Here is a 23,937-nt window from a genome sequence, read left to right as displayed (position 1 = left end):
GCCGTGACGGCGACATCCGAAACCCCGGCCCTCCCCACGGCACGACCGGCCGGATGCCCGTTCGATCCGCCCGAAAACTACGCCACGCTGCGGGAAACCGCGCCGACGTCGCAGGTGCGCTGCCCGGCGGGCATGGACGCCTGGCTGGTGACGCGGTACCGCGACGTCCGCGCGGTGCTCGCCGACCGCACGATGAGCTCGCGCGGCGCGTCCTCGGTGCACGTCAAGCCCGACGCCGATCTCGACTTCGAGATCAGTCCGGGATCGATCATCCAGCTCGACGGCGCCGACCACTCGCGCATCCGGAAGATGGTCATCGCGGAGTTCACCGTGCGGCGCGTGGAAGCGATGCGCGGCTACGTCCAGGAGCTGGTGGAGAGCCACCTGGACGCGATGCTCGCCCGGCCCGGGGAAGCCGATCTGGTGCGGGACTTCGCGTTGCCGATCCCGTCGCTGGTGATCTGCGAACTGCTGGGCGTCCCCTACGCGGATCGTTCGCGGTTCCAGCGGCAGAGCGGGTTCCTGGTCAGCACCGACGCCACGCCCGAAGAGGGGAAGCAGGCGTACGACGAGCTTTCCGGCTTCCTGGCGGAACTGTTCGCCGACAAGCAGAAGAATCCGCAGGACGACCTGTTCAGCCGGCTGATCGCCCGCGGTGTGGCCTCAGGTGACCCGCTCACGATGGAAGAGCTGGTCGTGCTCGGGCTGAGCCTCCTGGTGGCCGGCCACGAGACGACGGCCAACATGATCGCGCTCAGCACGCTGGTGCTGCTGGAGCACCCGGCCCAGCGTGACGTCGTGCTGGCCGCGCCGGAGCGGGCGATCGAGGAGCTGCTGCGGTACCTGTCGGTCGTGCAGTTCGGCGTGCTGCGCTACGCGACCGCGGACGTGCAGGTCGGGTCCCGGTCGGTGAAGGCGGGGGAGTGGCTGGTGGCGGCCCTGAACTCGGCCAACCGCGACGAAGAGCTGTTCCCCGGCGGCGACAAGCTCGACTTCCACCGCGAGTCGCCCCGCACGCACGTCGCGTTCGGGTTCGGCGCGCACCAGTGCATCGGCCAGCAGCTGGCCCGCGTCGAGCTGCAGGAGGCGTTGACGCGGCTGTTCCGCCGGGTGCCCGGCCTGCGGCTGGCGGTGCCGCGGGAGTCGTTGGCGTACAAGCACAACACGCTGGTGTACGGGGTGCGGGAGCTGCCGGTCGCGTGGGGGTGAGAATGGCGGCATGAGCACCTCACCGGCCCGGCGGTTGTGGGCGGCCGTGGAGCCGCTGCACGCGGTCGTCTACTTCGCGCCGGAGACGGCCGCGGCGGCGAAGGAGGTGGGCCTGCGGGGGTACTGGATGGGGTACTTCGCGGGCCGCCTCGCGCCGCTGGGCCCGATCGGCCCGGCAGCGGCGACGTCGATGCTGTTCGGGTTCGCCCCGGCGATGGTGGCGCGGGCCCTGCCGGACGCGTGGTCGTTCGCCGCGCCTCTTGAGGTGCAACGCGCTCGGCTTTCGGCTGTCGAAGCCGCTCTTTCCCGCGTCTTGGGTTCCTCCGATCACTCCGAGCTGACGTCCTTGCTGGAGCAGGCCGCTTCCGCGTGCCGCTTCGACGGGCGCCCGCTGGCGGCGGCGTGGTCCGCGGTGCCGCGGCCTTCGGGGGTGCTCGGCCGCTTGTGGCTGGCGGCGACGGTGCTGCGCGAGCACCGCGGCGACGGTCACGTCCTGTCGGCGGTCCACGCGGGGTTGACGGGCCTGGAGACGACGGTGACCCACATCGGCGACGGCGTGCTCGCCCGCGGCGACGTCCAGCCCCACCGAGGCTGGTCCGACGCGGACTGGTCGGACGCTGTCTCTCGGTTGGCGGCGCGCGACCTGCTGGATTCGTCCGGCCGGCTGACGGCTTCCGGCACGTCGTTGCGGCTTCGGATCGAGGAGGACACGGACCGGCTGGCGGCGGCCCCGGTGGAGGCACTGGGCTCGGCCGGTCTGTCGCGGCTCTTGGAGCTGGCGGTCCCGGTCGGTCGCGCGGTGGTCGACGCGGGGGTGGTCCCGATCCCGAACCCGATGGGCGTGCCCCGCCCCTGAGCCGTCGATTCCGGGGGGTCCCGTTCGACGCACCGGTGAACCGCACCCGGACATCGGAGGACCCATGACGTTGCTGACCGGCAAGAACGCGATCGTCTACGGCGGCGGAGGCCGCATCGGCGCGGCCGTGGCCACGGCTTTTGCGGAGGAAGGCGCTCGGGTCTTCCTCACGGGCCGCACCCGGTCCCGGCTGGAGGAGGTCGCCTCGCGCATCCGCGCGGCGGGCGGATCGGCCGAGGTGGCCGAGGTCGACGCCCTGGACGAGCGGGCGGTGGACGACCACGCCGCCGCGGTAGCGGCCCAGGGCGGGCTGGACATCTCGTTCAACCTGATCGCCCACGGCGACGTCCAGGGCACGCCGCTGATCGACATGAGCGTGGCCGACTACGAGCGTCCGGTCCGGACAGCGGTGCGAACCCAGTTCCTGACGGCCCGCGCAGCGGCCCGCCACATGGTGAAGCGGGGTTCGGGCGTGATCCTCCTTTTCGGCGGCGCGGGCGAACCAGTGCGCGAGTTCTCGGTGGGCGGGCTGCAGGTGGCCTTCCACGCGCTCGAGGCGATGCGCCGCCAGCTGGCCGCGGAGCTGGGCCGGCACGGGATCCGGGCGGTGACGCTCCGGACGGGCGGAATCCCGGAGACCCTGCCGGCCGGCTTCCAGGGCCGAGAGGCGATCGAGGAGAACATCGCGGGCAAGACGATGCTCGGCCGAGCGGCCACCCTCGCCGACGTGGGTGCGGTGGCGGCCTTCGTGGCCTCGGACCGAGCCCGGACGATGACGGCCTCAACGGTCAACCTCAGCTGCGGCGCCTTGGTGGACTAGCGAGGTGGCGGGCAGCGGGTCGGGGCGCGCTGCCCGCGCCGGGTCACCGGCGTGCCGTGATCTGCTGCACCGTCCACCCGTTGCCGTCGGGGTCGGCGAAGTGCACGAAACCCACGTTGTTCAGGTCCGCTTCACCGTCCCAGGCGCCCATGCCGTGGACCTGGATCTCGCTGACCTCGACGCCACGCTCGGTGAGCATCGCGTGGGCCTTGGGCAGGTCGTTGACCACCAGCTGGAGCCCCTTGAGCGAACCCGGTGGCATGTCCGGCACCGCGCCGCGGCCGAACACCACCGAGCAGCCCGACCCCGGCGGGGTCAGCTGCACGATCCGGACGCCCTCGGCGGGTGCCACGTCATGGTCGAGCGTGAACCCCAGCTGATCGGCGTAGAACGCTTTCGCGCGGTCCACATCGGACACCGGCACCACGACCACTTCGAGCGTCCACTCCATCGCGTGTCCTTCCGTCGACCAGGCTCGGCGGAGCACACGCTACCCGTGCTCGAGGTCTTCGCGTACCGCTCGTCAATCCTCCGCGATCAGCCGCCGCACCGCGTCCACCACGAGCTCCCGCCGCTGCTCGCGAGAGAGGGTGGTGCGCACGCCGAGTTCCGAATTGGTCGTCGCCCACGCCGTCGAGATCGACTGGATCAGCACCAGCAGTTCCATGGGTGTGTAGTGCTTGGACAGTCTCCCTTCGTTCTGTGCGCGCTGCAGGTAGTTCAGCCGGACTTCGTTGGCCAGCACTATTTCGGTGACCCACTTGCCGTCGGGTCGCTCCAGCCGGTGCCAGACGGCCAGCCGCAACGTCTCCGGCTGCTCCTCGTACCGGTCGAAGAGCTTTCCGGCGTAGCCCGGCAGGTCGTCGGCGTCGACCGGGACGTCGAGGACGAACTTGCCGACCGACTCGCCGAACACCGTGTCGAACAGGCTGTCCTTGTTGGTGAAGTACTTGTAGAGCATCGCCTTGTTGCATCCGGCGGCGTCCGCGATCCGGTCCACGCGGGCGCCTGCGATGCCCCGTTCCGCGAACTCCTCCGTGGCGGCGGCGAGCAGTCGCCGCTTCGTCTCCGCCGCATCTCTCATGCCACCACTCTAGCAACTAACCGGTTGGTTGACAAACTCGTCCGCGAGGTGTTTCCTGAAAGCAACCAACCGGTTAGTTGGCCGGTGCGGATGAGCAAGGAGAGAGCATCATGAGCAGGACTTGGCTGATCACCGGCAGTTCCCGCGGGTTCGGGCGGGAGCTGGCCCGGGTCGCGCTCGAGGACGGCGACCGGGTGGTCGCCACCGCGCGCCGGCCGGAGCAGCTGAAGGATCTGGTGGCCGAGCACGGCGATCGGATCCGTGTGTTCGCGTTGAACGTGACGGACCCCGCGGCCGCGCGCGAGGCCGTGTCGTTCGCGGTGCGCGAGTTCGGTGGGCTCGACGTCGTGGCCAACAACGCCGGTTACGCGAACAGCGCGCCGATCGAAGACATGGCGGAGGACGACTTCCGGGCCCAGGTCGAGGCCAACTTCTTCGGCGTCGTCAACGTCACGCGCGCGGCGCTTCCGGTGTTCCGCGAGCAGGGCTCGGGGCACTTCCTGCAGTTCTCGTCGGTCGGCGGCCGGGTCGGCGGGTCGCCGGGGCTGGGGGCCTACCAGGCGGCGAAGTTCGCGGTGGAGGGGTTCTCCGAGGTGCTCAACGCGGAGGTGAAGCCGTTCGGCGTCAAGGTCACGATCGTCGAGCCGGGCGCGTTCCGCACGGACTGGCAGGGCGCCTCGATGGAGCGCGCACCGGTCCGCCCGGAGTACGACGCCTCGGTGGGGGAGATGCACCGCCTCCGCGACGCGACCGACGGCAAACAGGCAGGCGACCCGGCCCGCGGAGCCCGCATCCTCGCCGACGTGGTCCGGCTGGACGCGCCGCCGCTGCGCCTCCTGCTCGGCGCGGACGCGGTCGAAGCGGTGCAACGGTCCGAACGCGCCCGCGGAGCCGAGGTGGAGGAGTGGGCTGAGGTGAGCCGGTCGGCGGTGTTCGCCGCGGAGTGAGGAAACCGAGGAGCTGACGCCGCGGGTGGGAGCGCCGCGGCGGGCTGCGGGCGCGGTCAGTCGTAAGCGGGGCGCAGCGAGTCACGGCTCCCGCGCCAACGTGCCGGCTCGCGAACGTGACCGAACCGAAGTCGCCACGTGGGCCGACCTCAGACCGGGCCCGGGACGACAGTCGCCAGGTGGGCCGACTAGGCCGGCCCCGGGGACGACAGTCGCCAGGTGGCCGACTCAGACCGGCCCCGGAGCCGACTCCCTCTGCTCGACCACCAACCGCTGGTGCCGGGCCGCGCGCACCCGGTCGCCGCAGGTTGTCGAGCACCAGCGGCGGCGGGCGTGCTCGCGGAAGAAGAACCGCACGCAGCCGTGGGCCTCGCACGGGCGCACCAGGGGGCCGAGGTCGCCGGTGACCACGTCGATCGCGTCGCGCGCCAGCGCGGCCAGGGCCTCCTCGAGGCTGCCCGGGCTGCTGCTGCGCCACTCGCGGTGCGGCCCCGACGGCCAGGTCAACTGGGGCGCGGCGGCGTCGGCGCGGGCGGCCGCGTTCACCGACTCCAGCGCGGCCGCGGCCGGTGAGCGGTCCTCCGCCAGGGCGGCCAGCAGCTCGCGGACAGCTGCCCGGAGGTCCGCGACGCGGCCCAGGTCGTCCGTGTCGAGCGAGGCGGCCGGGAGCTCGTGCCGGCGCAGCCACTCGGCGGTGGCGTGGGGCTCGGCGAGGTCGTCGACCTCGCCGCCCGCGCCGAGCCGGCGGGTGTTGACCAGCGCCAGCGCGGGTGAGCGCTCCTCGCCGGGTGCCGCAGTGACCATGTTCGCCTCCCGAAGTTCGTCCGTCATTGTCCCGACCCATTGACAGCCTACGCCACCTCATGGATAAATAGAAAAGTATCCATGAGAGATGAGGAGTGACCCATGACCGCCGTGTATCACCGCTTTGCCACCGTTGCCGGGCGCCGGCTGTTCTACCGGGAGGCCGGGCCCGCCGACGCGCCCACGATCGTGCTGCTCCACGGGTTTCCGACGAGCTCGCACATGTACCGGCACCTCATCCCGGCGCTGGCCGACCGCTACCACGTCGTCGCGCCCGACTACCTGGGTGCGGGCGCGTCCGACGCGCCGACGGTGGACGAGTTCACCTACACCTTCGACGCCCTCGCCGAGCTCACCCTCGGCCTGCTCGACGAGATCGGCCTGGACCGCTTCGCGCTCTACATCCAGGACTTCGGCGCACCGGTCGGCCTGCGCATCGCGGCCGGGAACCCGGAGCGGGTCACCGCCATCGTCACGCAGAACGGCAACGCCTACGTCGACGGCCTGGGTGCCGGGCTGCCGCAGCGGCTCGCCGCCGGCACGCTGACCGAGGAGGACCTGCGCGCCATGGTCAGCCTCGACGTCACCAAGGCGCAGTACCTCGACGGCGTGCCCGACCCGGCGCTGGTCAGCCCGGACGTCTGGATCCACGACCAGGCCCTGCTCGACCGGCCCGGCGGCGCCGAAATCCAGCTGGCCCTGCTCGCGGACTACCACCACAACATCGGCCTGTACCCGAAGTTCCACGAGTACTTCCGGACCAGCCAGGTCCCGCTACTGGCCGTCTGGGGAGGCAACGACGGGATCTTCGTCGCCGACGGCGCCCGCGCCTACGCCCGCGACCTGCCCGACGCCGAGATCCACCTGCTCGACTCGGGCCACTTCGCGCTCGAAAGCCATCTGGACGCCATCGCCGGGTACGTCCGCGGATTCCTCGGGAGGGTGCTGACGAACTGAAATCCTTTCTCCCCCAACGGCTCGGTGAGCGGGACACCCGGTGCGGCGCCGGTTGACCGGTCCGGCGCTCCGCTCGTAGGGTTCCCCGAGATCGCCCTGGCTCCAGGTCGGTCCCGGTCCCGGAGAACCCCGCCGTCGCCAGGCATCCGCCTCTGCCTGTGCCGACGGGTCGTTCGCCGACGAGTCGTTCGCCGACGGGCCCGGGTGCGCAGCGGACCGGAGCCGTGGCGGCGGGACGGTGTTCCGCGGAGGCGTGCCGAATCGTCTACCCTCCGCACCAGCAGGGTGGAGGACGGGATGACCAGACGGATCCGGGTGGGGACGATCATGGCCGCGGTGGCCGCGCTCGTCGCCGGGACGATCAGCGCGGCGGGGCCGGTGCGGGCCGCGGATGCCCTGCTCTCGCAGGGGAAGCCGGTGACGGCGTCGTCGGCAGGCGGGTGCTGTCGGGCGCCGGGCGCCGTCGACGGCGACTCGGCGACCCGCTGGGCCAGCGCGGCGGGTGTCGATCCACAGTGGATCTACGTCGACCTCGGCGCGGTGGCGCACGTCAGCCGGGTGCGGCTGCAGTGGGACGCCTCGTGCGCCACGGCCTTCGAGATCGACACCTCCGCCGACCACGGCACGTGGACGCGGATCTACGCGACCACCACGGGAAAGGGCGGCGTCGAAGACCTCACTTCGCTCGACGGCACCGGCCGCTACGTGCGGGTGCACGGCACGAAACGCTGCCGCACCGACGCGTCGAAGGGCTACTCGCTGCAGGAGTTCGGCGTCTACGGCTCGGCCGGCGACGACGTGCCGCCGTCGCCACCCGGGACGCCGACGCTCGTCGGGGTCACCCCGATCAGTGCGACCGTCTCGTGGACCGCGGCCACCGACGACCAAGGCGTCGTGGGCTACGACGTCTACCGCGACGGTCAGCTCTGCGCCGGCACCACCGGCGCCCTCACCGCGACCTGCGGCAACCTCAACCCCAACGGCAACTACGGCTTCTACGTCAACGCGCGCGACGCGGCCGGGAACGTCTCGCAGGCCAGCGGCACCCTCGCGGTGAAGACGCCGCCGTCGGACGACCACGCGCCGCCGTCGGTGCCCGGGAACGTGCACACCACCGCGGTCGACAGCACGTCGATCGGCCTGGCGTGGACCGCGTCGACCGACGACGTCGGCGTCACCGGCTACCGGATCTTCAACGCCGGCACGCAGATCGGCACGTCCGACACGGCGAGCACCACCCTCGGCGGCCTGACCCCGAGCACCGCGTACCACCTGCAGGTGCGGGCCGTCGACGCGAACGGCAACCTGAGCGAGCCGAGCACGCCGGTCCTGGACGTCACCACCACCGGCGGGTCGGGCTGCTCGCCGTCGCAGGGCGTCTGCGGTGCCACGCAGGTCGGGACCGACGACGACGTCGTGTGGGGCCTGGTCACCCTGCCGGACGGCACGATCCTCTACAACCAGCGCGACGCCCACTCGATCGTCCACCTGGACCCGAAGACCGGGGCGAAGAAGACGATCGGCACCGTGCCGAACGTCCAGAGCACCGACGGCGAAGGCGGCCTGACCGGGCTGGAGATCAACCCGGCGTCGTTCGCCACCGATCACTGGCTCTACCTCATGCACACGTCGCCGGACGACAACCGGATCGTGCGGATCGAGTACGACCCGGCCGCCGACTCGTTGGCCACGGGCACCGAGCAGGTCCTGCTGACCGGCATCGCGCGCAACAAGTTCCACGACGGCGGCCGGCTGCGGTTCAGCCCGGACGGCCGGTACCTGTTCGCCGGCACGGGTGACGCGCAGAACGGCGACAACGCGTCGAACACCGGCAGCCCCAACGGAAAGGTGCTGCGGATCAACCCGGACGGCTCGATCCCGGCGGACAACCCGTTCCACAACGCGGTGTGGAGCTACGGGCACCGGAACGTCCAGGGCCTGGCGTTCGACTCGCAGGGCCGGCTGTGGGAGCAGGAGTTCGGCAACAGCGTCATGGACGAGACGAACCTGATCGTGAAGGGCGGCAACTACGGCTGGCCGTCGTGCGAGGGAACGTCCGGCAGTTGCGGCACGGCGGGATTCATCGCGCCGAAGAAGACGTATCCGGTGGCGCAGGGTTCGTGCAGCGGGATCACGATCATCCACGACGCGCTGTACGTGGCGTGCCAGCGCGGCACGCGGCTGTACCGCGCGGAGATCAGCGGCTCTTCACTGACGAACGTGCAGACGTTCTTCAACGGGACGTACGGCAGGCTCCGCACGGTGGAGCCGGCCCCGGACGGCCGGATGTGGCTGGCGACCAGCGTGGACGGCGACAAGGACAGCACGCCGCACAACAGCCACAACCAGATCCTGCGGGTGGCGGTGGGTTAGCCGCCGAAGGAGACGCGAGAGCGGTGGCGGTGGGTCAGCCGCCGAGGAGACGCGAGAGCGCATCCCGCGCTCTCGCGTCCTTCGACGCCAACGTGGTCAGCTCCTGCGCCAACGCCGCGAGCCAGTCGTCGACCGCGGCTTCCTTGCGGCTGATCACCACGCCCCGCACCACCTGGTGGATCTCCGCCGCGACGCCGCCGTGCTTGCCTGTGCTCAGCACCAGAATCCGGTCCGGCGTCCGGACGCGCACCGCGACCGCCTGGCCGTCGCGGCCCGCGACGCGGTCGGCGAACGTGCGCCGGCGGTCGACCTCGACCATGCCCGGTGGCAACGCGTTGCCCAGCGTGTCGGACAGGACCCGGTGGTAGGACTCGACGTCCGCGCGGTCCGTGCGCAGGGCCGCCACCAGCAGGTGGAAGTCCAGCTCGCCGCCCATCAGTCGGTCAGGGGCAGCACGAGCTGCGGCTTGGCGATGTGGTGGTCGGCGCGCAACGGCTTCACCGCCGTGCCGATCGCGAAGAACTCCGTCGTGTGGCCGCCCCAGCGGTGCGGCAGCGACAGCAGCTGCACCCCGACGATGCCCTCCGCCTCCAGCTGCTCGGCTTCCGCCTGCATCCGCGACATCGCGAGCTCGCGCGCGTCGTACAACGCTTCCGTGTACTGCGGGATCTCGACGTTCTGCCCGATGTTGCCCATCATCTGCCGGAACCGCTGGTGCGCGATGTGGTACACGCACGTGCCCATCACCATGCCCAGCGGCGCGTAGCCGGCCTGCACCAGCGTCCAGAAGTCCTGCCCGGACAGGTCCGAGGTGAACGGTTTCCCGGTGTTGTTGCGCCATTCGCCGGGTTCGTCGGCCTTCACCGCGGTGCCGACGGCGATGAACTCGGCGAGGTCGCTGCCGAACTCCTTGAACTCGATCTCCAGGCGGACCGCGACGATGCCGTCGGCGCCGAGGACGTCCGCCTCCGCCTCCATCCGGGACATCGCGAGCTCGCGGGCGTGGTACATCGCCTGCGAAAGCCGGTCCATCTCCTGGTTCTTGCTCCACCGTCCCATCTGGAACCCGACGTGGTAGATGCTGGAGCCGAGCACGAGCCCGAGCGGCCGGAACCCGGCTTCGCGCACGAGGAGGAACTCGTTGACGCTCAGGTCGGACGTGAACAGGCTGGTCTTCTGACCAGGTCGCATCTCGGCGAGCCGGCGCATCGCATCCTCGGGGATGCGATGCGCGGCGGGATCCGCGGTGGTCACGAAGCCTCCTCAGGAACGGTTCAACGGCAGGATCTTGAGCGCGCTGGTCGGGGCGGCGCGGCCTTCGTGGAAGCGGGCGATCGCGGTGCCGGTCACGGTGGCGATGCCGGCCACCGCGACCTCCTGCACCGGCCACATCCGCAGGGTCATGCCCGAGACGATGCCGCCGTCGGCGCCGCAGTCGCGGATCGCGCGGGCGAACTCCGCCCGTGCGGCGCCGCGGACCTCGGTGACGACCTTCGTCGGCGCGTCGACTTCGGTGTTCCCCGCCAGCGGGTTGACCTGGTACTGCATGGTGTAGTCGAACTGGGCGCGCCCGGCGACGCCGACCGCCATCCGCACCGGCACCCAGCCCGCCTGCATGAGCTTGCCGACGTCCTGGCCCGGCAGGTCGGTGGTGAACAGGCGACGTGGCCGCTGGCCGGTCTCGGCGCGGACGGCGGTGCCGAGGGCGGTGAACTCCTGCATCACGTCGTCGAGCGCGGTGATGGTGACTTCGATGCCGAGGACGCCGTCGGCGCCGAGGGCGGTGGCTTCCTGCCCGAGCCGGTCGAGCGCGGTGGCGTAGCCCTGGCGCAGCATGCCCGAGAGCAGCTTGACCTGGTCGCCGGCCCACGCGGCCGGCCCGGTCCAGCCGACCTGCTGCACGATGCAGCCCATGACCTCGCCGACGGGGGTGAAGCCGGCCACTTCGGCGCCGACGGCACCGGGCACGCTGAGCAGGGAGGTCTTCAGCCCGGACGCGGCGTAGCGCTCGACGCGGGCCCGCGCGACGGGCGGCAGGCCACGACCGTCCCACTCGGGCACTGGCTGACCTCCTTCGACCGGCTTCGCTTCCCATCGTGGCACGGATCCGCGCCGCCGCGCGGCGCGCGCGGGGCGATCAACGGGTATGTCCGGAAGGTCCGGTCGCGGCCGGCGAGATCACTGCCGCACGCCCGGCGGAGGCCCGGCCAGCGGCAGCACCGGGAGCGACGCCGTCGGCGCGGCACCCGCACCGAACCGCGCCACCGCCGTGCCGAACACGCTCGCCACCGCCGTCGCTCCGGTGTGGCCCAGGGCCCACGCCCGCAACGTCGTCGAGGTCACCAGGCCCCCGTCCGCTCCCGAGGCCCGCACCGACGCCAGGAACTCCGCCCGAGCCGCCGCCCGGACCCCGGTCACCAGCGAGGTCGGCACCTCGGCCTCCGCGCCCGGCCGGTCCGTCATGGCGAGGTCGTACGCCGTCGCGCTGTCGATGCCGATCGCCACCGTCACCGGGACCCAGCCCGCCAGCAGCAGCTTCGCCACGTCCGGACCGGACAGCCCCGTCGTGAACGGCCGCGGCGGCCGCTTTCCCCGCACCGCGCGCACCGCCGTGCCCAGGACGACGAATTCGTGGACCGCCGCGCTCACCCGGGTCACCGTGCAGCCGATCGCCAGGACGCCGTCCGCGCCCAGCGCCGTCGCTTCCGCGCGCAGCCGGTCCAGTGCCGTCGCGTAGCCGCGTCGCAGGCCCGATGTCACGTCCTCGTGCCGTGAGACGACGCAGCCCATCACCTCGCCGATCGGCCGCAACCCCACCGCTTCGGTGCCGACTGCGCCCGGCACCGACAGCAGGGACGTCCGCAGCCCCGACGCCGTGTAGCGGCCGGCGCGCGGGTGCACTAGCGCCAGCTGTCGTCGCCGAAGCCGAGGGTCACCGGGCCTCGGCGGGATGTCTCGGCGATCGTCTCGGCGGGCAGGACGTCGTCGAGGAACGCGTAGTCCGGGCGCCGGTTCCGCGCGTGCCACTCGGCGATCTCATGCCAGCCCGGCGCGGCCAGCGCGCCGCCGAAGTGCTGGACCGACAGGCCGGCCGTGAGGCCCGCGAAGCGCAGGCGGTCGGCCAGCGGCCAGCCGGTCAGGGTCGCGGCGACGAACCCCGCGCCGAAGACGTCGCCCGCGCCGGTCGCGTCGAGGACGTTCACCGGCAGCGCCGGGATGTCCGCCGTCTCGCCCGTGGTGCCGTCGACCGCGAGCACGCCCGCCGCGCCGCGGGTGATCACCGCGACGGGCACGAGTTCGGCGAGCGCCGACAAAGCCGCTTCCGGGGTGTCCGTGCGGGTGTAGCGCATCGCCTCGACGTCGTTGGGCAGGAACGCGTGGCAGCACGCCAGCTGCTCGAGCAGCGCGGCCGACCAGGCCTGGGACGGGTCCCAGCCGACGTCGGCGAAGACGAGGCTGCCCGCCTGGTGCGCGCTGTGGACCCACTCGGCGGTGTCGAGGCCGATGTGCGCGACGGTCGCGCGGCTCGGCGGCGGGGAGCCGGCCAGCTCGGCGACCGGGACGGGCGGCGGATGGCCGTGGGTGATCATCGCGCGGTCGCCGGCGTAGGCCAGCGAGACGGTGACGGGGGAGTGCCACTCCGGGAACCGCCGCGACCGCGAAAGGTCGATGCGTTCCTGCCGCGAAAGCACGTCCCAGCAATAACGCCCGTAGACGTCGGTGCCGAACGCCGCCGCCAGCGACGTCCGCAGGCCGAGGCGGCTCAGCGCCACCGCGAAGTTCGCGATGCCGCCCGGCCCCGAACCCATGCCACCCGTCCACACCTCCGTGCCCGGTTCCGGCGGTCCTTCGAGCCCGGTGAAGACCAGGTCGAAGAACAGCAGGCCGGACAGGAAGACGTCGATGTCGGGTGCGGGCTCGGCCGGCACGGGCGCCTCCAGGAATCGAGGATGCGCACGAGCGTGCTTCAGGTGCGCGGAATGCGCAAGAGCCGCGCAAACTCGATCGCCAGATGAGCGAATTTGACTGCTATCGTCCCGGCATGCTGCCCCAGCGTCGCCACGAGCTGATCCTGCGGGCCCTCCGCGCGGAGGGCCCGGCGCCGGTCGGCGTGCTGGCCGAACGGCTCGGCGTCAGCCAGGCGACCATGCGCCGCGACCTGGTGCAGCTCGACCGTGAGGGCCGGTTGACCCGGGTGTACGGCGGCGCGATGGCGGCCGATGACGTGCCGTTCGCCCACGTGGCGGCGGAGCGTGCCGGCGAGAAGGACGCCGTCGCCCGGCGCGCGGCCGGCCTGGTCGCGGACGGCGACACCGTGCTCCTCGACATCGGCACCACCGCGCACCGGCTGGCGCGGCACCTGCGCGACCGCGCGCTGACCGTGATCACCAGCAGCCTCGCGGTCTACGACGAGCTGAAGGACGCCGAAGACGTCCAGCTCGTGCTGCTCGGCGGCGTGGTCCGGCGCAGCTATCACTCGATGGTGGGATTCCTGACCGAGGACGCGCTGCGCCAGGTCCACGCCGACACGGTCTTCCTCGGCACCAGCGGCGTCCGCGGCGACGGCCACGTCATGGACTCGACGGTCGTCGAAGTGCCGGTCAAGCGCGCGATGATCGCCGCGGGCGACCGCGTGGTGCTGCTCGCCGACGCCGGCAAGTTCCCCGGCACCGGGCTGGCCCGGGTCTGCGGCCCGGACGCGCTCGACGTCGTCGTCACCACCACCGGCGCCGACGAGCCGACGTGCGCGGCCTTGCGCGAAGCGGGCGTCGAGGTGCTGCGATGAGGCTCGCGATCCTCGGCGGCGGTGGCTTTCGCGTGCCACTCGTGCACGGCGCACTGCTGAGCGGCGGCGGGGTCACCGAGCTGGTCCTGCACGACGTCGACGCCGGGCGGCTCGGCGCGATGGAGCGCGTTCTCGCCGAGCAGGCCGCCGGCGCGCGAACAGCGCCGCGGCTGCGCACCACCACCGATCTCGCCGCCGCACTGTCCGATGTGGACTTCGTGTTCTCCGCCATCCGCGTCGGCGGGCTGCGCGGCCGCCGCCTGGACGAGCAGATCGCGCACGCGGAAGGCGTGCTGGGCCAGGAAACCGTCGGCGCCGGCGGCATCGCCTACGGCCTGCGGACGGTCCCCGTCGCCGTTGACCTCGCGCGCACGATCGCCGAGCTGGCGCCGAAAGCGTGGGTCATCAACTTCACCAACCCCGCCGGGATGGTCACCGAGGCGATGACCGCCCACCTCGGCGAGCGGGTGATCGGCATCTGCGACTCGCCGGTGGGGCTGTGCCGCCGGGTCGCCCGCGCCCTCGGCGTCGACCCGGCGGCGGCGTGGTTCGACTACGCCGGCCTCAACCACCTCGGCTGGCTGCGCGCGGTCCGCGTCGGCGGGGAAGACGTCCTGCCGCGGCTGCTCGCCGACGTCGACGCGCTGGAATCGTTCGAGGAGGGGAAACTCTTCGGCGCGGACTGGCTGCGCACTCTCGGTGCCCTGCCCAACGAATACCTGCACTATTACTACTTCGCGCGTGAGGCCATGAGCCCACAGTCGCGCGGTGCCCAGCTGCTGGAGCAGCAACGCGGCTTCTACGCGGAACCTTCGCTGATGTCGTGGGAGCGCACGCGCCTGGAGCGCGAAGCGACGTACATGGCCGAGACGCGCGAAGGAGAGCGTGACGATCTCGAAGGCGGCGGCTACGAGAAAGTAGCCTTGGCGCTGATGCGCGCCATCGCGTACGGCGAGCGCACGACGCTGATCCTCAACGTCCGCAACGGATCCGCGCTCCCCGGCGTGCCGGGGGACGCGGTCGTCGAGGTGCCGTGCGTCGTCGACGCGAACGGCGCCCGGCCGCTCGCCGCCGGACCGCTCGACGACCACGCGCTGGGCTTGGTGACGGCGGTCAAGGCCGTCGAGCGGGCGACGATCGAAGCGGCGACGACGGGTTCGCGCGACGCCGCGTTGCGGGCGTTCGCGCTGCACCCGCTGGTCGACTCGGTCTCCGTGGCGCGGCGGCTGCTCGACGCTTACGTCGCCGCGCACCCGGAACTCTCCTACCTGGCTTAGGAAAGTTCGCGCAGCAGCGGGGCCAGGCGGCCGGCGAGTTCGTTGTCGACCCGTTCGATCTCGCCGATGAGCAGTTCGGTGACAGCGCGGAAAGCCCGTCCGGCGTCCTCGATGCCGCGAAGGAGCGTCGCCTCGAAGGGTGCGGTCACCGAGGCGGGCAGCTGGTCCAGGCCGCGGCCCTCGACCGCGGGCACGCCGTGCCGCAGGCAGGCCAGCGCCAGCGCGTACTCGCGGACCCGGCCGATCATGTACTCGGCCTGCCAGCCGCGGCCGCGTTCGATGCTCGACCGCGCGTGCAGGGCGTGCAGCCAGGCGAGGTCGATCAGCCGTCGGGCGTCCGGGGGCGGCGACTGCGGGCGGTCCTGCGGCGTCCCGAACAGCAGGCGGAACTTCGGCGTGGTCGCGCCGAAGTCCGCTTCCGGCCAGAACGCCAGGTCGGCCTGCATGGTGTTCGCCAGCAGGAAGACGCGGAACACGGTCCGCTCGAACACGACGTCCAGGTGGTGCACCGCGCCGTGCTCGCGGTACATCCGCGCGGTGAAGTCCGCGAGCACCGGCTCGAGTTCGCCGGCGACGGCGAACGCGAGGTCGATGTCCGACCACGCGTCTTCGGCGTCGAGCGCGGCCGAGCCGGTGAGCGCAGCGCCGGTGACGCGCTCGTCCGACCGGGCCGCCTCGATCAGGGCGTCGCGCAGCAGGTTCCGCTCCCCCGGGGTGAACATGATCCCCAGGCTAGACCGCCGCCATCGCGTTGAACTCCGCTTCGGCTTCCTCGCGTTCGGTGTACAGCGACCACGCCTGGTCGGCGATGTCGTCCGGGTCGAGCGTGCCGACCGCGAAGCCGTGGTCCTGCTTGGTGAACTCCCGGTGGATGTCGCCGCGCTCGATGAGGCCGCCGATCGTCAACGCTCCCGCGTAGACGCCGGTTTCGCGCAGAGCCGCGTTGAGCGTCAGGACGTACATGCGCAACGCCGCCGACGCCGGTGCGAGGGTGCCGAGCATCGGCATGGGGTGCTTGCCGCTCAGACCGCCGGCGAAGAGCAGCGCGCCGGAGCCGCGGTCCAGCATGCCCGGCAGGACCGCTTCGACGAGCCTCGCGGCCGGCAGCACGATCGACTCGAACGGCGCCCGCAGCGCTTCGGCGCCCGTTTCGGTCAGCGGGCCGGGACGGGGGCCGGAGAGGTCCGCCGGGCCGAAGTAGACCGTGTCGAGCTCGCCGACTTCGGCCTCGATGCGAGCTAGAACGGCTTCCAGTTCGGCGGGATCGGTCACGTCCGCGGTGTAGGTGTGCGTGGTGCCGCCCAGGGATTCGCGGTAGCTCGCGTGCCGGGTGTCGGTGCGCGAGACGAGCGCCGTCGCGAAGTCTTCTCGGGCGAAGCGGCGGGCGATCGACAGGCCGAGCCCGGGACCGGCGCCCAGTACGGCGATGACTCTTGGCAAGAGGTCCTCCTCCAAAAGAAAATGAGACTGTCCTCAACTTATCCCTAAACTGAGGGAGCCGTCAACTTCGCTGGATCGTGCGGCGAATGTCGTCATGGGTTCGGACCACTGGCCTAGGGGGCTGCTCCAAGCGTGTAGAACATGTTCCAGTTTGCTCGGCGTACCGACACGATGTGCGCCATGGATGCCGAGCTGACCCGCCGCCAGATCCTGCGCGGCACCGCGGCGGGCGTGGGCCTCGCCATGACACCCGGGCTCGCGAACGCCGCGAACGCGGCGACCGTAGGGGAGTACGACGTCGTCGTGGTCGGCTCCGGAGCCGCCGGGATGACCGCCGCGCTGACGGCGGCGAAGCGCGGGCTCAGCGTCGTCGTGCTCGAGAAGGCCCCGACGTTCGGCGGGTCGGCGGCCCGGTCCGGCGCCGGGATCTGGATCCCGAACAACCCGGTGCTGCTCGCCGCCGGCGTGCCGGACACCCCGGCGAAGGCCGCGCAGTACCTCGCCGCCGTCGTCGGGCCGGACGTCCCGGCCGCGCGGCAGCAGGCCTTCCTGCGCAACGGCCCCGAGATGATCGCGTTCGTCATGGCGAACAGCCCGCTGCGGTTCCGGTGGATGGAGGGCTACAGCGACTACTACCCGGAGCTGCCGGGCGGCCTGCCGAACGGTCGCTCGATCGAGCCGGACCAGTTCGACGGCAACCTGCTCGGCGCGGAACTGGCGAACCTGAACCCGCCGTACCTCGCGACACCGCCGGGGCTGGTCGTCTTCAGCGCCGACTACAAGTGGCTGAACCTGGCCGCGGTCAACGCGAAGGGCGCGGCGGTCGCCGCCACCTGCCTCGCCCGCGGCACGGCCGCCGCGCTGGCCGGGCAGAAGCCGCTCACCATGGGGCAGTCGCTCGCGGCGGGTCTGCGGGTGGGGTTGCGGCAGGCGAACGTCCCGGTGCTGCTGAACACGCCGTTGCTCGACCTGAACGTCGAAAACGGTGCGGTCACCGGGGTTTTCGTGCCCGGCGGGCTGGTGCGGGCCCGGCGCGGCGTGGTCGTCGGCTCCGGCGGGTTCGAGCACAACGCCGCGATGCGCGCGCAGTACCAACGCCAGCCGATCGGGACCGAGTGGACGGTCGGCGCCAAGGAGAACACCGGTGACGGTCACCGCGCCGGGCAGCGCGCGGGCGCGGCGCTCGACCTGATGGAGGACGCGTGGTGGGGCCCGGCCATCCCGGTCCCTGGCGACCCGTACTTCTGCCTGGCCGAGCGGACGCTGCCCGGCGGGCTGATCGTCAACCAGGCCGGCAAGCGGTTCGTCAACGAAGCCGCGCCGTACAGCGACGTCGTGCACACGATGTACGACAAGAACCCGACCGCGCCGGACATCCCCGCGTGGCTCGTCGTCGACCAGAACTACCGGAACAAGTACCTGTTTCGCGACACCCTGCCCCTGCTGCCGTTGCCGGACTCCTGGTATGCCGCCGGCGCGGTCTTCAAAGCGTCGAGCATCCAGGCGCTCGGTTCGGCGATCGGCGTCCCGTCCGCCGCGTTGAAATCCACTGTGGACCGGTTCAACGGCTTCGCGTGGTCCGGAGTGGACGGTGACTTCCGGCGTGGCGCGAGCGCGTACGACCACTACTACACGGACCCGTTCGTACTGCCCAACTCCTGCCTCGCGCCGCTGTGGGCGCCGCCGTTCTACGCGTTCAAGATCGTGCCCGGCGACCTCGGCACGAAGGGCGGCATGCGCACGGACGCCCGGGCGCGCGTGCTCCGCCCGGACGGCTCGGTGATCCCGGGCCTGTACGCGGCCGGCAACGCGAGCGCGGCGGTGATGGGGCACAGCTACGCGGGCGCCGGCTCGACCATCGGCCCGGCCATGACGTTCGGCTTCGTCGCCGGCAACGACGTCTAGAACTCCTTCTGCATCAACGGAAGGACTTCGGTGCCGAGCAGTTCGATGGCCCGCATGACGTCCTTGTGCGGTACGCCGGACCAGTCCATCTGCAGGGCGTAGCGGTCCGCGCCGGTGAGCTTGCCGACGGAGATCAGGCGTTCGGCGATCTCCTGCGGGCTGCCGACGAACAGCGCCTGCGCGTCGCGGGTGTACTGGTCGTACTCGGCGCGGGTCGGGACCGCCCAGCCGCGGGCCTTCGCGCCGTACTTCATCGTCTCGAGCCAGTACGGGTAGAACTTCTCCTTGGCGTCCTGGGAGTTTTCGGCGATGAAGCCGATGGCGCTCATGGTGACGTGGAGGTCTTTTTCCTCGTGGTCGCCCGCCTCGGCGGCTCGGCGGTAGAGGTCGACCAGGGGGGCGAAGCGCTCGGGCCGTCCACCGATCACGGCGTACACGACCGGCAGGCCGAGCAGCCCGGCCCGGATGGACGACTCGGGGTTGCCGCCGGTGCCGATCGAGATGCGCAGGCGGGCGCCGTAGGGGCGGGGGAGGATCCGTGCGTTTTCCAGCGGTGGGCGGAACTTGCCGGACCAGGTGAGCGGGTCTTCGCGGTCGATGCGGAGGAGAAGGGCGAGCTTCTCTTCGAAGAGCTCGTCGTAGTCGCCGAGGTCGTTGCCGAAGAGGGGGAAGGACTCGGTGAACGACCCGCGGCCGGCGAGCAGCTCGGCTCGGCCGTGGCTGAGCTGGTCGAGGGTCGTGAACTGCTGGTAGACGCGGACCGGATCTTCGGTGCTGAGGACGGTCACCGCGGAGCTCAGGGTGATCTGGCTGGTGACGCTCGCCGCGGCGGCCAGGACCGTGCCCGGGTTGGAGATCGCGTACTGGTCCAGGTGGTGCTCGCCGAGGCCGTAGAAGGAGAGGCCCAGTTCGTCGGCGAGTTTGATCCGCTCGAGGGTGTTGGCCAGCGTCTGCGCTACGGACGGCTGGTCGCCGGTGTGCGGGTCCGGCGCGCGGTCGCCGAAGCTGTAGATGCCGAGTTTCATGGAGCGTTCAACTATCTCGGGGACGGATTCGTTCCCGCGGAAGTGGGGGCGAACGATCGTTCTTGCAGAGGAGTGGAGGCGGGAGTGAACGATCGTTCTTTCTACTGCGCGTCTTAGCCGAAGCGGGCCTGGATGGCGTCGAGGTTCTTCTCGGACAGCTGTAGCGCGGCGGCGCGGAGACTGAGGCCGTCGAGGGTGGCTCGCTAGAACATGGCCGTCACGAGGTCGCGCATCCGCGTCCGGACCTTGCCGTAGGCTTCGTCGGCGTCCGGGCCGACGTCGCCGAAGAGCGTCCACCACCACCACGAATTGGTCGCGGAGTTCGCCACGAAGTCCGCGAGGCCGCCGACCAGCTCGTCGAGTCCCAGGCCGCCGACCTCGATGCGGAAGGCGTCGGCCAGCCGTTCGGTCGCCGCCGCGCGATCTTCGAGCAGCGGGTAGACCGCCTGGACCGAACTGAGCAGGCCGATCTCCGCGATGACGTCGTCGATGACGTCCTGCCGCAGGCCGAGGTCCTCGCCCATGGTCCAGTAGCGCTCGATGAGCGGGCGCATGGCGTGCAGGTAGCGGGCGACGACGTCGCGGGCGCGCTCGTCGTACGGGTCGAAGTCGATGCCGCCCTTGGCGCCGCCGAGGGGAACGTACCGGCCGTCGGGGTCGTAGTTGAGGCCCTCCTAGAGTGTCATGCCTCGGGCCAGGCCGCGGACCCCGAAGACCGTGCAGCCGCGGCGCATCCGCAAGCCGCCGCTCGCCACACCGCGGACCAGCCGGTCGATCACCAGGTAGCCGCGGCACCCGGTGACCGGGTCGGTCCACGCCACTTCGAGCAACGCCGGCTCGGTCATCGTCCTCCCTCGGCTCCTGAACGGCCGGTCAATACCAGCCGGATTCCCCGGTCGCGTCAACCGCCGAGCCGAGCTCGTGCGCCATCGCCTGCTCGACCCACCGAGCGCAGTCCGCGGCGGTGACGGTGCCCTCCCGCGCGACGACCTGCACGGCGAGGCCGTCGAGCAGGGCGGTCAGCCGCCACGCGGCGCCGTGCGGATCCAGGCAGCGGAAGTCCCCGGTACCGACGCCTTCGGCGATGAGCGCGACGACGGTGTCACGCCACCGGAGGTCGAGGCGTTGCAGGACGGCGCGCAACTCGGCGTCGCGCATCGCCGCGGCGCCCGCTTCGATCCACAGCTTCCAGCCGTCGGCCTGGGCCGGGCCGTACAGCTCGAGCACGGCGCGCAGCCGGGCCCGGACCGGGCCACGACGAGCCAGCTCGTCGCGAAGGGTGGCGAGCTCCTTCTCGGCGGCCTGGCGGAAGGCCTCGATGATCAGGGTTTCGAGGGTGCCGAAGTGGTAGAAGACCAAGGCGGTGCTGACATCGAGGGCCTTGGCGACATCGGCGGCGCGCACGCCGGCGATGCCGCGGGCGCGGATCTGCCCGAGCGCGGCGAGCACGATCTCCTCCCGCCGGACGGCCACGGCCTTGCGCGTCATGCGGTCACCGTACCCAGGGCCGAGGCCTCCGAAGGTCGGGTGTTCGGCGGGGTCAGCAGCGGAGTTCGGTGACGAGCGCCCGCAGCCACGGGCCGGCGATCGCGGGCTCGGCGGAGATCGTCCGGACGAGGCTGTCGCGCACCTCCGCGGAGCGCCCGGCGTCGACGAGCGCGAAGGCTTCGGCCAGCGCGCGCCGGGTCGCCTTGCCGTGGTCGGGGGTCCGGACGGTCTCGTCGCTCCAGCGCTGCCGCGGGAAGGACGGGGTCAGCTTCGGCTGGTCGTTGCCGAAGTAGGACCAGACGTCCCGCGCGAGCGACACGTTGCGCACCGCCGCGGCGGGCAGTTCCCGCGTCCAGGCGACGTCTTCTTGCCAGCGCCAGGCGTCGGGGCGGATCGGCTGGCGGAGGGTGACGCCGAGGAACCGCAGCTTGCGCCGGATGACGTGCCAGGCTTCGCGGTCTTCGTCGATCCAGTCGCGCAGCTGGAGGTAGAGCTCGGTGAAGGTGTCGCCTTCGTAGACGAGGTCGACGAAGACGGTCGGCCGGGTCCCGCGGGCGAGAGCGTGGGGCGTGATCCCGGCGGCGGCGAGGTTTTCGCGCAGCAGCCGGACATCCCGCCGGCCGAAGCCGTGCCGCGGCTTGAGGGAGAGGGGCAGCCGGCGAACGCGACCGAGCCACGACGTCTGTTCGAGGGCGCCGCCGAGGAGGTCGTGCATGCTGTCGAGCGACCGGCCGACGAAGTGGAGTTCGCCGTCGCCGCAGCGGGCGAGGACCTTGGCGGTGCAGGTGGTGAGGTCGTCGAGGAACCAGAGGTGCGGTGTTTTGGTGTCGTCGAGGAGCGTCCCGACCTGGTCGGGACGCACCAGGTCCCACCGGAAGGGTCGGTTCGTCATGGGGCCAGGGTAGGTTCGGGATTCGTTGGGAGGCAACGGATTTTCGGAGGCTTGGGCTGGGACTGCGTGGGCCGCCGGGCTCAGTCGGTGGTTGGTGCTGCGGGTCGCGGGTTCGGGTGGGGCTGCGCGTGGCGGCGCGGAGTTGGTGGGGGATCGGGAGTTCGGACGCTGGGGAGAGTCGGGAGCCGGGAGCGCGGCTCGGCCGAGGGAAGTAGGCGGGAGCCTCGAACCAACCGACAGTCGCCGCCGGAAGCAGCGGGTTGGCCGGGGAACCGCGGTCTCGCGGTTCCCCGGCCCGCCAACGGGAACGACCACTCAAGCCGTCCACTTCGGATCGCGGCCCAGGTACCGCAGCAGCTCCGACACCGCGTCGTCGCCGGTCGGGCCGTCGAGCGCCGGGGCGTACGCGAACCCTCGGAGTGGCTCCGCCAGCTCCTTCGCCACCGGCAGCAACGCCTCCGCCAGCTTCTTCGTCAGCGGGGATTCCTGGCCCGTCGCGATCGCGATGTCCCATGCGTGCACCGCCGCGTCCAACGCTGCCGCTCCCACCGCTACCGCCGCCGGGAGGGCGCCCTGCGGCAGGGGAGTCGGAACCGCCTCCGCGCTCGGGGAGACCGTTGCGAACGCCGCTGCCGCTGCCGCCAGCTTGGGCTCCAGGAACCCCGGCACGTCCTCCAATGAGCCCGACGGTGCGAACGGGTTGAAGTCCGGGCCCGGCTCGCCCGTGATGAACGCCGCGTAGCCCTGCTGGTCGCCGCCCGCGTGCTGGACCACCTGGGTCACGTTCCACTCCGAGCACGGCGTCGGGGCCGACCAGTCCGTCACTCCCGCCACCGCCCGGCGCAACGCCTCGTGGGCCGAAGCCAAGACCGGCCACGGCGACGACAGACCCGCGAAGAACGTGCGGATGTCCGCGACCAGGATCTCGGGTGCCTCGTGTGCCGAGTAGTGGCCGGCCGCGTCGCGGGGGCCGCCGGTGCCCGAGCGCGTGTCGTACGCGTTCCAGCTGACGATGTTCGCGTGGTCGCGCTCGGCGAACCGGCGGATCGACTGGAAGTCGCCCGCGAACATCGCCAGGCCCGTCGGGACCGTCGTCGGTGACGAAGGGTGCGAAGGAGTCTGCGCGTCTTCGAAGTAGAAGCGGATCGACGAGCCTCCGGTGCCCGTCAGCCAGTACAGCGCCACGTTCGCGATGACGAAGTCCGCGTCGAGGTGCTCGCCGAACAGCTGGGCGTTCCACGCCAGCAGCGCCAGCGGGGAGTCGGCCAGCGCGAAGGCGAGGGTGTGCGGCTGCTGGCTGTGCAGCGTGTTGAAGGAGAACATGTTCTCGTAGAACCACTGCAGGTGCGCGAGCGCGGCCTGGTCGGCCTCGCTCAGGTCCGCCATCTCCGCGGGGTCACCGGACGGGAACGAGAACAGCTGCGTGACGTGCACGCCGACGACCTTCTCCGGCGCGAGCCGCCCGATCTCCGGCGAGATCATCGACCCCGCGTCGTTGCCCGCCGCGCCGTACGACTCGTAGCCCAGCCGGCTCATCAGCTCCGCCCACGCCGCCGCGGTGCGGTGCGTGCCCCAGCCCGCCGACCGCGCCGGGCCCGAGAACCCGAAGCCCGGCAGCGACGGGATCACCAGGTGGAACGCCGGCGCCTCGGCCGACTCCGGCTCGGTCAGCGGGCCGATGACGTCGAGGTACTCGACGACCGAACCGGGCCACCCGTGCGTCAGCACCAGCGGCGTCGCGTCCGCGCGGGACGACCGGACGTGCAGGAAGTGGATCTGCTCGCCGTCGATCTCCGTGACGAACTGCGGGTACGCGTTGAGCCGCGCCTCGAACGCCCGCCAGTCGAACTTCTCCAGCCAGTGCTCGGCCAGCGCCCGGACGCGCTCGTTCGTGACGCCGTACTCGGCGGGCAGGTCGTCCGGCCAGAGCGCCCGGCGCAGGCGGTCCTGCACGTCCTCCAGCGCGGACTGGGGGATCTCGGCGCGGAACGGGCGAAGGGCGGGGACCGTCATGACTGGCTCCTCGAGACTGGAACGGAATGGTTCGTTCCGAACCGTACCAGAGCGGAACGAT

General features: G+C 71.7%; 25 protein-coding genes. 9 read left to right on the top strand and 16 right to left on the bottom strand.

Annotated features, from left to right (window positions below):
* Nucleotides 1–3: 3 nt before the first annotated feature.
* From AB0N03_RS12005 to AB0N03_RS11995, 3 genes are all read left to right on the top strand, one after another.
* Entirely contained in the window at nt 4–1,209 is a 1,206-nt protein-coding gene (locus AB0N03_RS12005) for a cytochrome P450 (RefSeq protein ID WP_364369319.1), read from the top strand.
* A gap of 10 nt (nt 1,210–1,219) precedes the next feature.
* Nucleotides 1,220–2,065 (top strand): hypothetical protein, encoded by an 846-nt coding sequence (locus AB0N03_RS12000; protein WP_364369316.1) that lies wholly within the window; start codon nt 1,220–1,222, stop codon nt 2,063–2,065.
* Nucleotides 2,066–2,129: 64 nt separating this feature from the next.
* Nucleotides 2,130–2,885: an SDR family oxidoreductase gene (locus AB0N03_RS11995; RefSeq protein WP_364369314.1), complete on the top strand. Its 756-nt coding sequence runs from the start codon at nt 2,130–2,132 to the stop codon at nt 2,883–2,885.
* A gap of 43 nt (nt 2,886–2,928) precedes the next feature.
* Here AB0N03_RS11995 and AB0N03_RS11990 read toward each other — a convergent pair whose 3' ends face one another.
* Together AB0N03_RS11990 and AB0N03_RS11985 are read right to left on the bottom strand one after the other, a co-directional pair.
* A complete protein-coding gene (locus tag AB0N03_RS11990) occupies nt 2,929–3,336 on the bottom strand; it encodes a VOC family protein (RefSeq protein WP_364369311.1) in 408 nt (135 codons plus the stop codon).
* A gap of 72 nt (nt 3,337–3,408) precedes the next feature.
* On the bottom strand, nt 3,409–3,969 hold the full coding sequence (locus tag AB0N03_RS11985; RefSeq protein ID WP_364369308.1) for a TetR family transcriptional regulator: 561 nt from the start codon (nt 3,967–3,969) through the stop codon (nt 3,409–3,411).
* Nucleotides 3,970–4,079: 110 nt separating this feature from the next.
* Between AB0N03_RS11985 and AB0N03_RS11980 the strand changes: the two genes are divergently transcribed.
* On the top strand, nt 4,080–4,916 hold the full coding sequence (locus AB0N03_RS11980; protein ID WP_364369305.1) for an oxidoreductase: 837 nt from the start codon (nt 4,080–4,082) through the stop codon (nt 4,914–4,916).
* A 228-nt stretch (nt 4,917–5,144) separates the two neighbouring features.
* On the opposite strand, the gene AB0N03_RS11975 is transcribed toward AB0N03_RS11980, so the two are convergent.
* A complete protein-coding gene (locus tag AB0N03_RS11975) occupies nt 5,145–5,720 on the bottom strand; it encodes a CGNR zinc finger domain-containing protein (RefSeq protein WP_364369302.1) in 576 nt (191 codons plus the stop codon).
* Between the two features lie 102 nt (nt 5,721–5,822).
* Between AB0N03_RS11975 and AB0N03_RS11970 the strand changes: the two genes are divergently transcribed.
* Nucleotides 5,823–6,677: an alpha/beta hydrolase gene (locus AB0N03_RS11970; RefSeq protein WP_364369299.1), complete on the top strand. Its 855-nt coding sequence runs from the start codon at nt 5,823–5,825 to the stop codon at nt 6,675–6,677.
* Nucleotides 6,678–7,004: 327 nt separating this feature from the next.
* Complete coding sequence (locus AB0N03_RS11965; protein WP_364369644.1) at nt 7,005–9,050, top strand: PQQ-dependent sugar dehydrogenase; 2,046 nt, start codon at nt 7,005–7,007, stop codon at nt 9,048–9,050.
* 34 nt (nt 9,051–9,084) lie between these two features.
* Here the strand turns inward: AB0N03_RS11965 and AB0N03_RS11960 are convergent, their stop codons facing one another.
* From AB0N03_RS11960 to AB0N03_RS11940, 5 genes are all read right to left on the bottom strand, one after another.
* Complete coding sequence (locus AB0N03_RS11960; RefSeq protein WP_364369296.1) at nt 9,085–9,486, bottom strand: hypothetical protein; 402 nt, start codon at nt 9,484–9,486, stop codon at nt 9,085–9,087.
* Complete coding sequence (locus AB0N03_RS11955) at nt 9,486–10,304, bottom strand: heavy metal-binding domain-containing protein (RefSeq protein ID WP_364369293.1); 819 nt, start codon at nt 10,302–10,304, stop codon at nt 9,486–9,488. The genes AB0N03_RS11960 and AB0N03_RS11955 overlap by 1 nt, the downstream gene beginning before the upstream one ends.
* A 9-nt stretch (nt 10,305–10,313) precedes the next feature.
* Nucleotides 10,314–11,111, bottom strand: coding sequence for a heavy metal-binding domain-containing protein (locus AB0N03_RS11950; RefSeq protein ID WP_364369290.1), 798 nt, complete (start codon nt 11,109–11,111; stop codon nt 10,314–10,316).
* Between the two features lie 117 nt (nt 11,112–11,228).
* Complete coding sequence (locus AB0N03_RS11945; protein ID WP_364369287.1) at nt 11,229–11,951, bottom strand: heavy metal-binding domain-containing protein; 723 nt, start codon at nt 11,949–11,951, stop codon at nt 11,229–11,231.
* Nucleotides 11,951–12,979, bottom strand: a complete 1,029-nt coding sequence (locus AB0N03_RS11940) for a carbohydrate kinase family protein (RefSeq protein WP_364369284.1) — start codon at nt 12,977–12,979, stop codon at nt 11,951–11,953. The genes AB0N03_RS11945 and AB0N03_RS11940 overlap by 1 nt, the downstream gene beginning before the upstream one ends.
* A gap of 113 nt (nt 12,980–13,092) precedes the next feature.
* Between AB0N03_RS11940 and AB0N03_RS11935 the strand changes: the two genes are divergently transcribed.
* Together AB0N03_RS11935 and AB0N03_RS11930 are read left to right on the top strand one after the other, a co-directional pair.
* Complete coding sequence (locus AB0N03_RS11935; protein WP_364369281.1) at nt 13,093–13,836, top strand: DeoR/GlpR family DNA-binding transcription regulator; 744 nt, start codon at nt 13,093–13,095, stop codon at nt 13,834–13,836.
* On the top strand, nt 13,833–15,113 hold the full coding sequence (locus tag AB0N03_RS11930; RefSeq protein WP_364369278.1) for a 6-phospho-beta-glucosidase: 1,281 nt from the start codon (nt 13,833–13,835) through the stop codon (nt 15,111–15,113). Before AB0N03_RS11935 ends, AB0N03_RS11930 begins: the two co-directional genes overlap by 4 nt.
* On the opposite strand, the gene AB0N03_RS11925 is transcribed toward AB0N03_RS11930, so the two are convergent.
* Entirely contained in the window at nt 15,110–15,835 is a 726-nt protein-coding gene (locus AB0N03_RS11925) for a nucleotidyltransferase domain-containing protein (protein ID WP_364369275.1), read from the bottom strand. The genes AB0N03_RS11930 and AB0N03_RS11925 overlap by 4 nt on opposite strands.
* Before the next feature lie 10 nt (nt 15,836–15,845).
* Nucleotides 15,846–16,553: an SDR family NAD(P)-dependent oxidoreductase gene (locus AB0N03_RS11920; RefSeq protein WP_364369272.1), complete on the bottom strand. Its 708-nt coding sequence runs from the start codon at nt 16,551–16,553 to the stop codon at nt 15,846–15,848.
* Between the two features lie 180 nt (nt 16,554–16,733).
* Here AB0N03_RS11920 and kstD point away from each other — a divergent pair, with 180 nt between their 5' ends.
* Nucleotides 16,734–18,458 (top strand): 3-oxosteroid 1-dehydrogenase, encoded by a 1,725-nt coding sequence (gene kstD, locus AB0N03_RS11915; RefSeq protein ID WP_364369269.1) that lies wholly within the window; start codon nt 16,734–16,736, stop codon nt 18,456–18,458.
* On the opposite strand, the gene AB0N03_RS11910 is transcribed toward kstD, so the two are convergent.
* The 6 genes from AB0N03_RS11910 to AB0N03_RS11885 form a co-directional block, all read right to left on the bottom strand.
* The gene (locus AB0N03_RS11910) at nt 18,455–19,483 is read right to left on the bottom strand and encodes an LLM class flavin-dependent oxidoreductase (RefSeq protein ID WP_364369266.1); all 1,029 of its coding nucleotides are present in this window, start codon (nt 19,481–19,483) and stop codon (nt 18,455–18,457) included. The two genes, kstD and AB0N03_RS11910, sit on opposite strands and share 4 nt — an antisense overlap.
* A 203-nt stretch (nt 19,484–19,686) precedes the next feature.
* A complete protein-coding gene (locus AB0N03_RS11905; protein ID WP_364369263.1) occupies nt 19,687–20,037 on the bottom strand; it encodes a hypothetical protein in 351 nt (116 codons plus the stop codon).
* A gap of 120 nt (nt 20,038–20,157) precedes the next feature.
* Nucleotides 20,158–20,328 carry a hypothetical protein gene (locus AB0N03_RS11900; protein WP_364369260.1) on the bottom strand — a complete coding sequence of 57 codons (171 nt, stop codon included), beginning with the start codon at nt 20,326–20,328 and terminating at the stop codon, nt 20,158–20,160.
* A 28-nt stretch (nt 20,329–20,356) separates the two neighbouring features.
* A complete protein-coding gene (locus AB0N03_RS11895) occupies nt 20,357–20,971 on the bottom strand; it encodes a TetR/AcrR family transcriptional regulator (RefSeq protein ID WP_364369257.1) in 615 nt (204 codons plus the stop codon).
* Nucleotides 20,972–21,023: 52 nt separating this feature from the next.
* On the bottom strand, nt 21,024–21,863 hold the full coding sequence (locus tag AB0N03_RS11890) for a hypothetical protein (protein ID WP_364369255.1): 840 nt from the start codon (nt 21,861–21,863) through the stop codon (nt 21,024–21,026).
* A gap of 315 nt (nt 21,864–22,178) precedes the next feature.
* Nucleotides 22,179–23,876, bottom strand: a complete 1,698-nt coding sequence (locus AB0N03_RS11885; RefSeq protein WP_364369253.1) for a TIGR03086 family metal-binding protein — start codon at nt 23,874–23,876, stop codon at nt 22,179–22,181.
* Between the last annotated feature and the right edge of the window lie 61 nt (nt 23,877–23,937).

Source organism: Amycolatopsis sp. NPDC051061 (assembly GCF_040682935.1).
Classification (GTDB): domain Bacteria; phylum Actinomycetota; class Actinomycetes; order Mycobacteriales; family Pseudonocardiaceae; genus Amycolatopsis.
The sequence above is the reverse complement of the archived record's forward strand: the minus strand, read 5'-3'. Positions and strand labels throughout refer to the sequence as shown.

Bases quoted from the DNA above. Each gene is read 5' to 3' on its own strand.
- AB0N03_RS12000 (WP_364369316.1), top strand. From the start codon at position 1,220: ATGAGCACCTCACCGGCCCGGCGGTTGTGGGCGGCCGTGGAGCCGCTG.
- AB0N03_RS11905 (WP_364369263.1), bottom strand. From the start codon at position 20,037: ATGCGCCCGCTCATCGAGCGCTACTGGACCATGGGCGAGGACCTCGGC.
- AB0N03_RS11890 (WP_364369255.1), bottom strand. From the start codon at position 21,863: ATGACGAACCGACCCTTCCGGTGGGACCTGGTGCGTCCCGACCAGGTC.
- AB0N03_RS11970 (WP_364369299.1), top strand. From the start codon at position 5,823: ATGACCGCCGTGTATCACCGCTTTGCCACCGTTGCCGGGCGCCGGCTG.
- AB0N03_RS11960 (WP_364369296.1), bottom strand. From the start codon at position 9,486: ATGGGCGGCGAGCTGGACTTCCACCTGCTGGTGGCGGCCCTGCGCACG.
- AB0N03_RS11895 (WP_364369257.1), bottom strand. From the start codon at position 20,971: ATGACGCGCAAGGCCGTGGCCGTCCGGCGGGAGGAGATCGTGCTCGCC.
- AB0N03_RS11900 (WP_364369260.1), bottom strand. From the start codon at position 20,328: ATGACCGAGCCGGCGTTGCTCGAAGTGGCGTGGACCGACCCGGTCACC.
- kstD (WP_364369269.1), top strand. From the start codon at position 16,734: ATGGATGCCGAGCTGACCCGCCGCCAGATCCTGCGCGGCACCGCGGCG.
- AB0N03_RS11975 (WP_364369302.1), bottom strand. From the start codon at position 5,720: ATGGTCACTGCGGCACCCGGCGAGGAGCGCTCACCCGCGCTGGCGCTG.
- AB0N03_RS11885 (WP_364369253.1), bottom strand. From the start codon at position 23,876: ATGACGGTCCCCGCCCTTCGCCCGTTCCGCGCCGAGATCCCCCAGTCC.
- AB0N03_RS11930 (WP_364369278.1), top strand. From the start codon at position 13,833: ATGAGGCTCGCGATCCTCGGCGGCGGTGGCTTTCGCGTGCCACTCGTG.
- AB0N03_RS11925 (WP_364369275.1), bottom strand. From the start codon at position 15,835: ATGTTCACCCCGGGGGAGCGGAACCTGCTGCGCGACGCCCTGATCGAG.
- AB0N03_RS11990 (WP_364369311.1), bottom strand. From the start codon at position 3,336: ATGGAGTGGACGCTCGAAGTGGTCGTGGTGCCGGTGTCCGATGTGGAC.
- AB0N03_RS11965 (WP_364369644.1), top strand. From the start codon at position 7,005: ATGGCCGCGGTGGCCGCGCTCGTCGCCGGGACGATCAGCGCGGCGGGG.
- AB0N03_RS11935 (WP_364369281.1), top strand. From the start codon at position 13,093: ATGCTGCCCCAGCGTCGCCACGAGCTGATCCTGCGGGCCCTCCGCGCG.
- AB0N03_RS11995 (WP_364369314.1), top strand. From the start codon at position 2,130: ATGACGTTGCTGACCGGCAAGAACGCGATCGTCTACGGCGGCGGAGGC.
- AB0N03_RS11980 (WP_364369305.1), top strand. From the start codon at position 4,080: ATGAGCAGGACTTGGCTGATCACCGGCAGTTCCCGCGGGTTCGGGCGG.
- AB0N03_RS11910 (WP_364369266.1), bottom strand. From the start codon at position 19,483: ATGAAACTCGGCATCTACAGCTTCGGCGACCGCGCGCCGGACCCGCAC.
- AB0N03_RS11985 (WP_364369308.1), bottom strand. From the start codon at position 3,969: ATGAGAGATGCGGCGGAGACGAAGCGGCGACTGCTCGCCGCCGCCACG.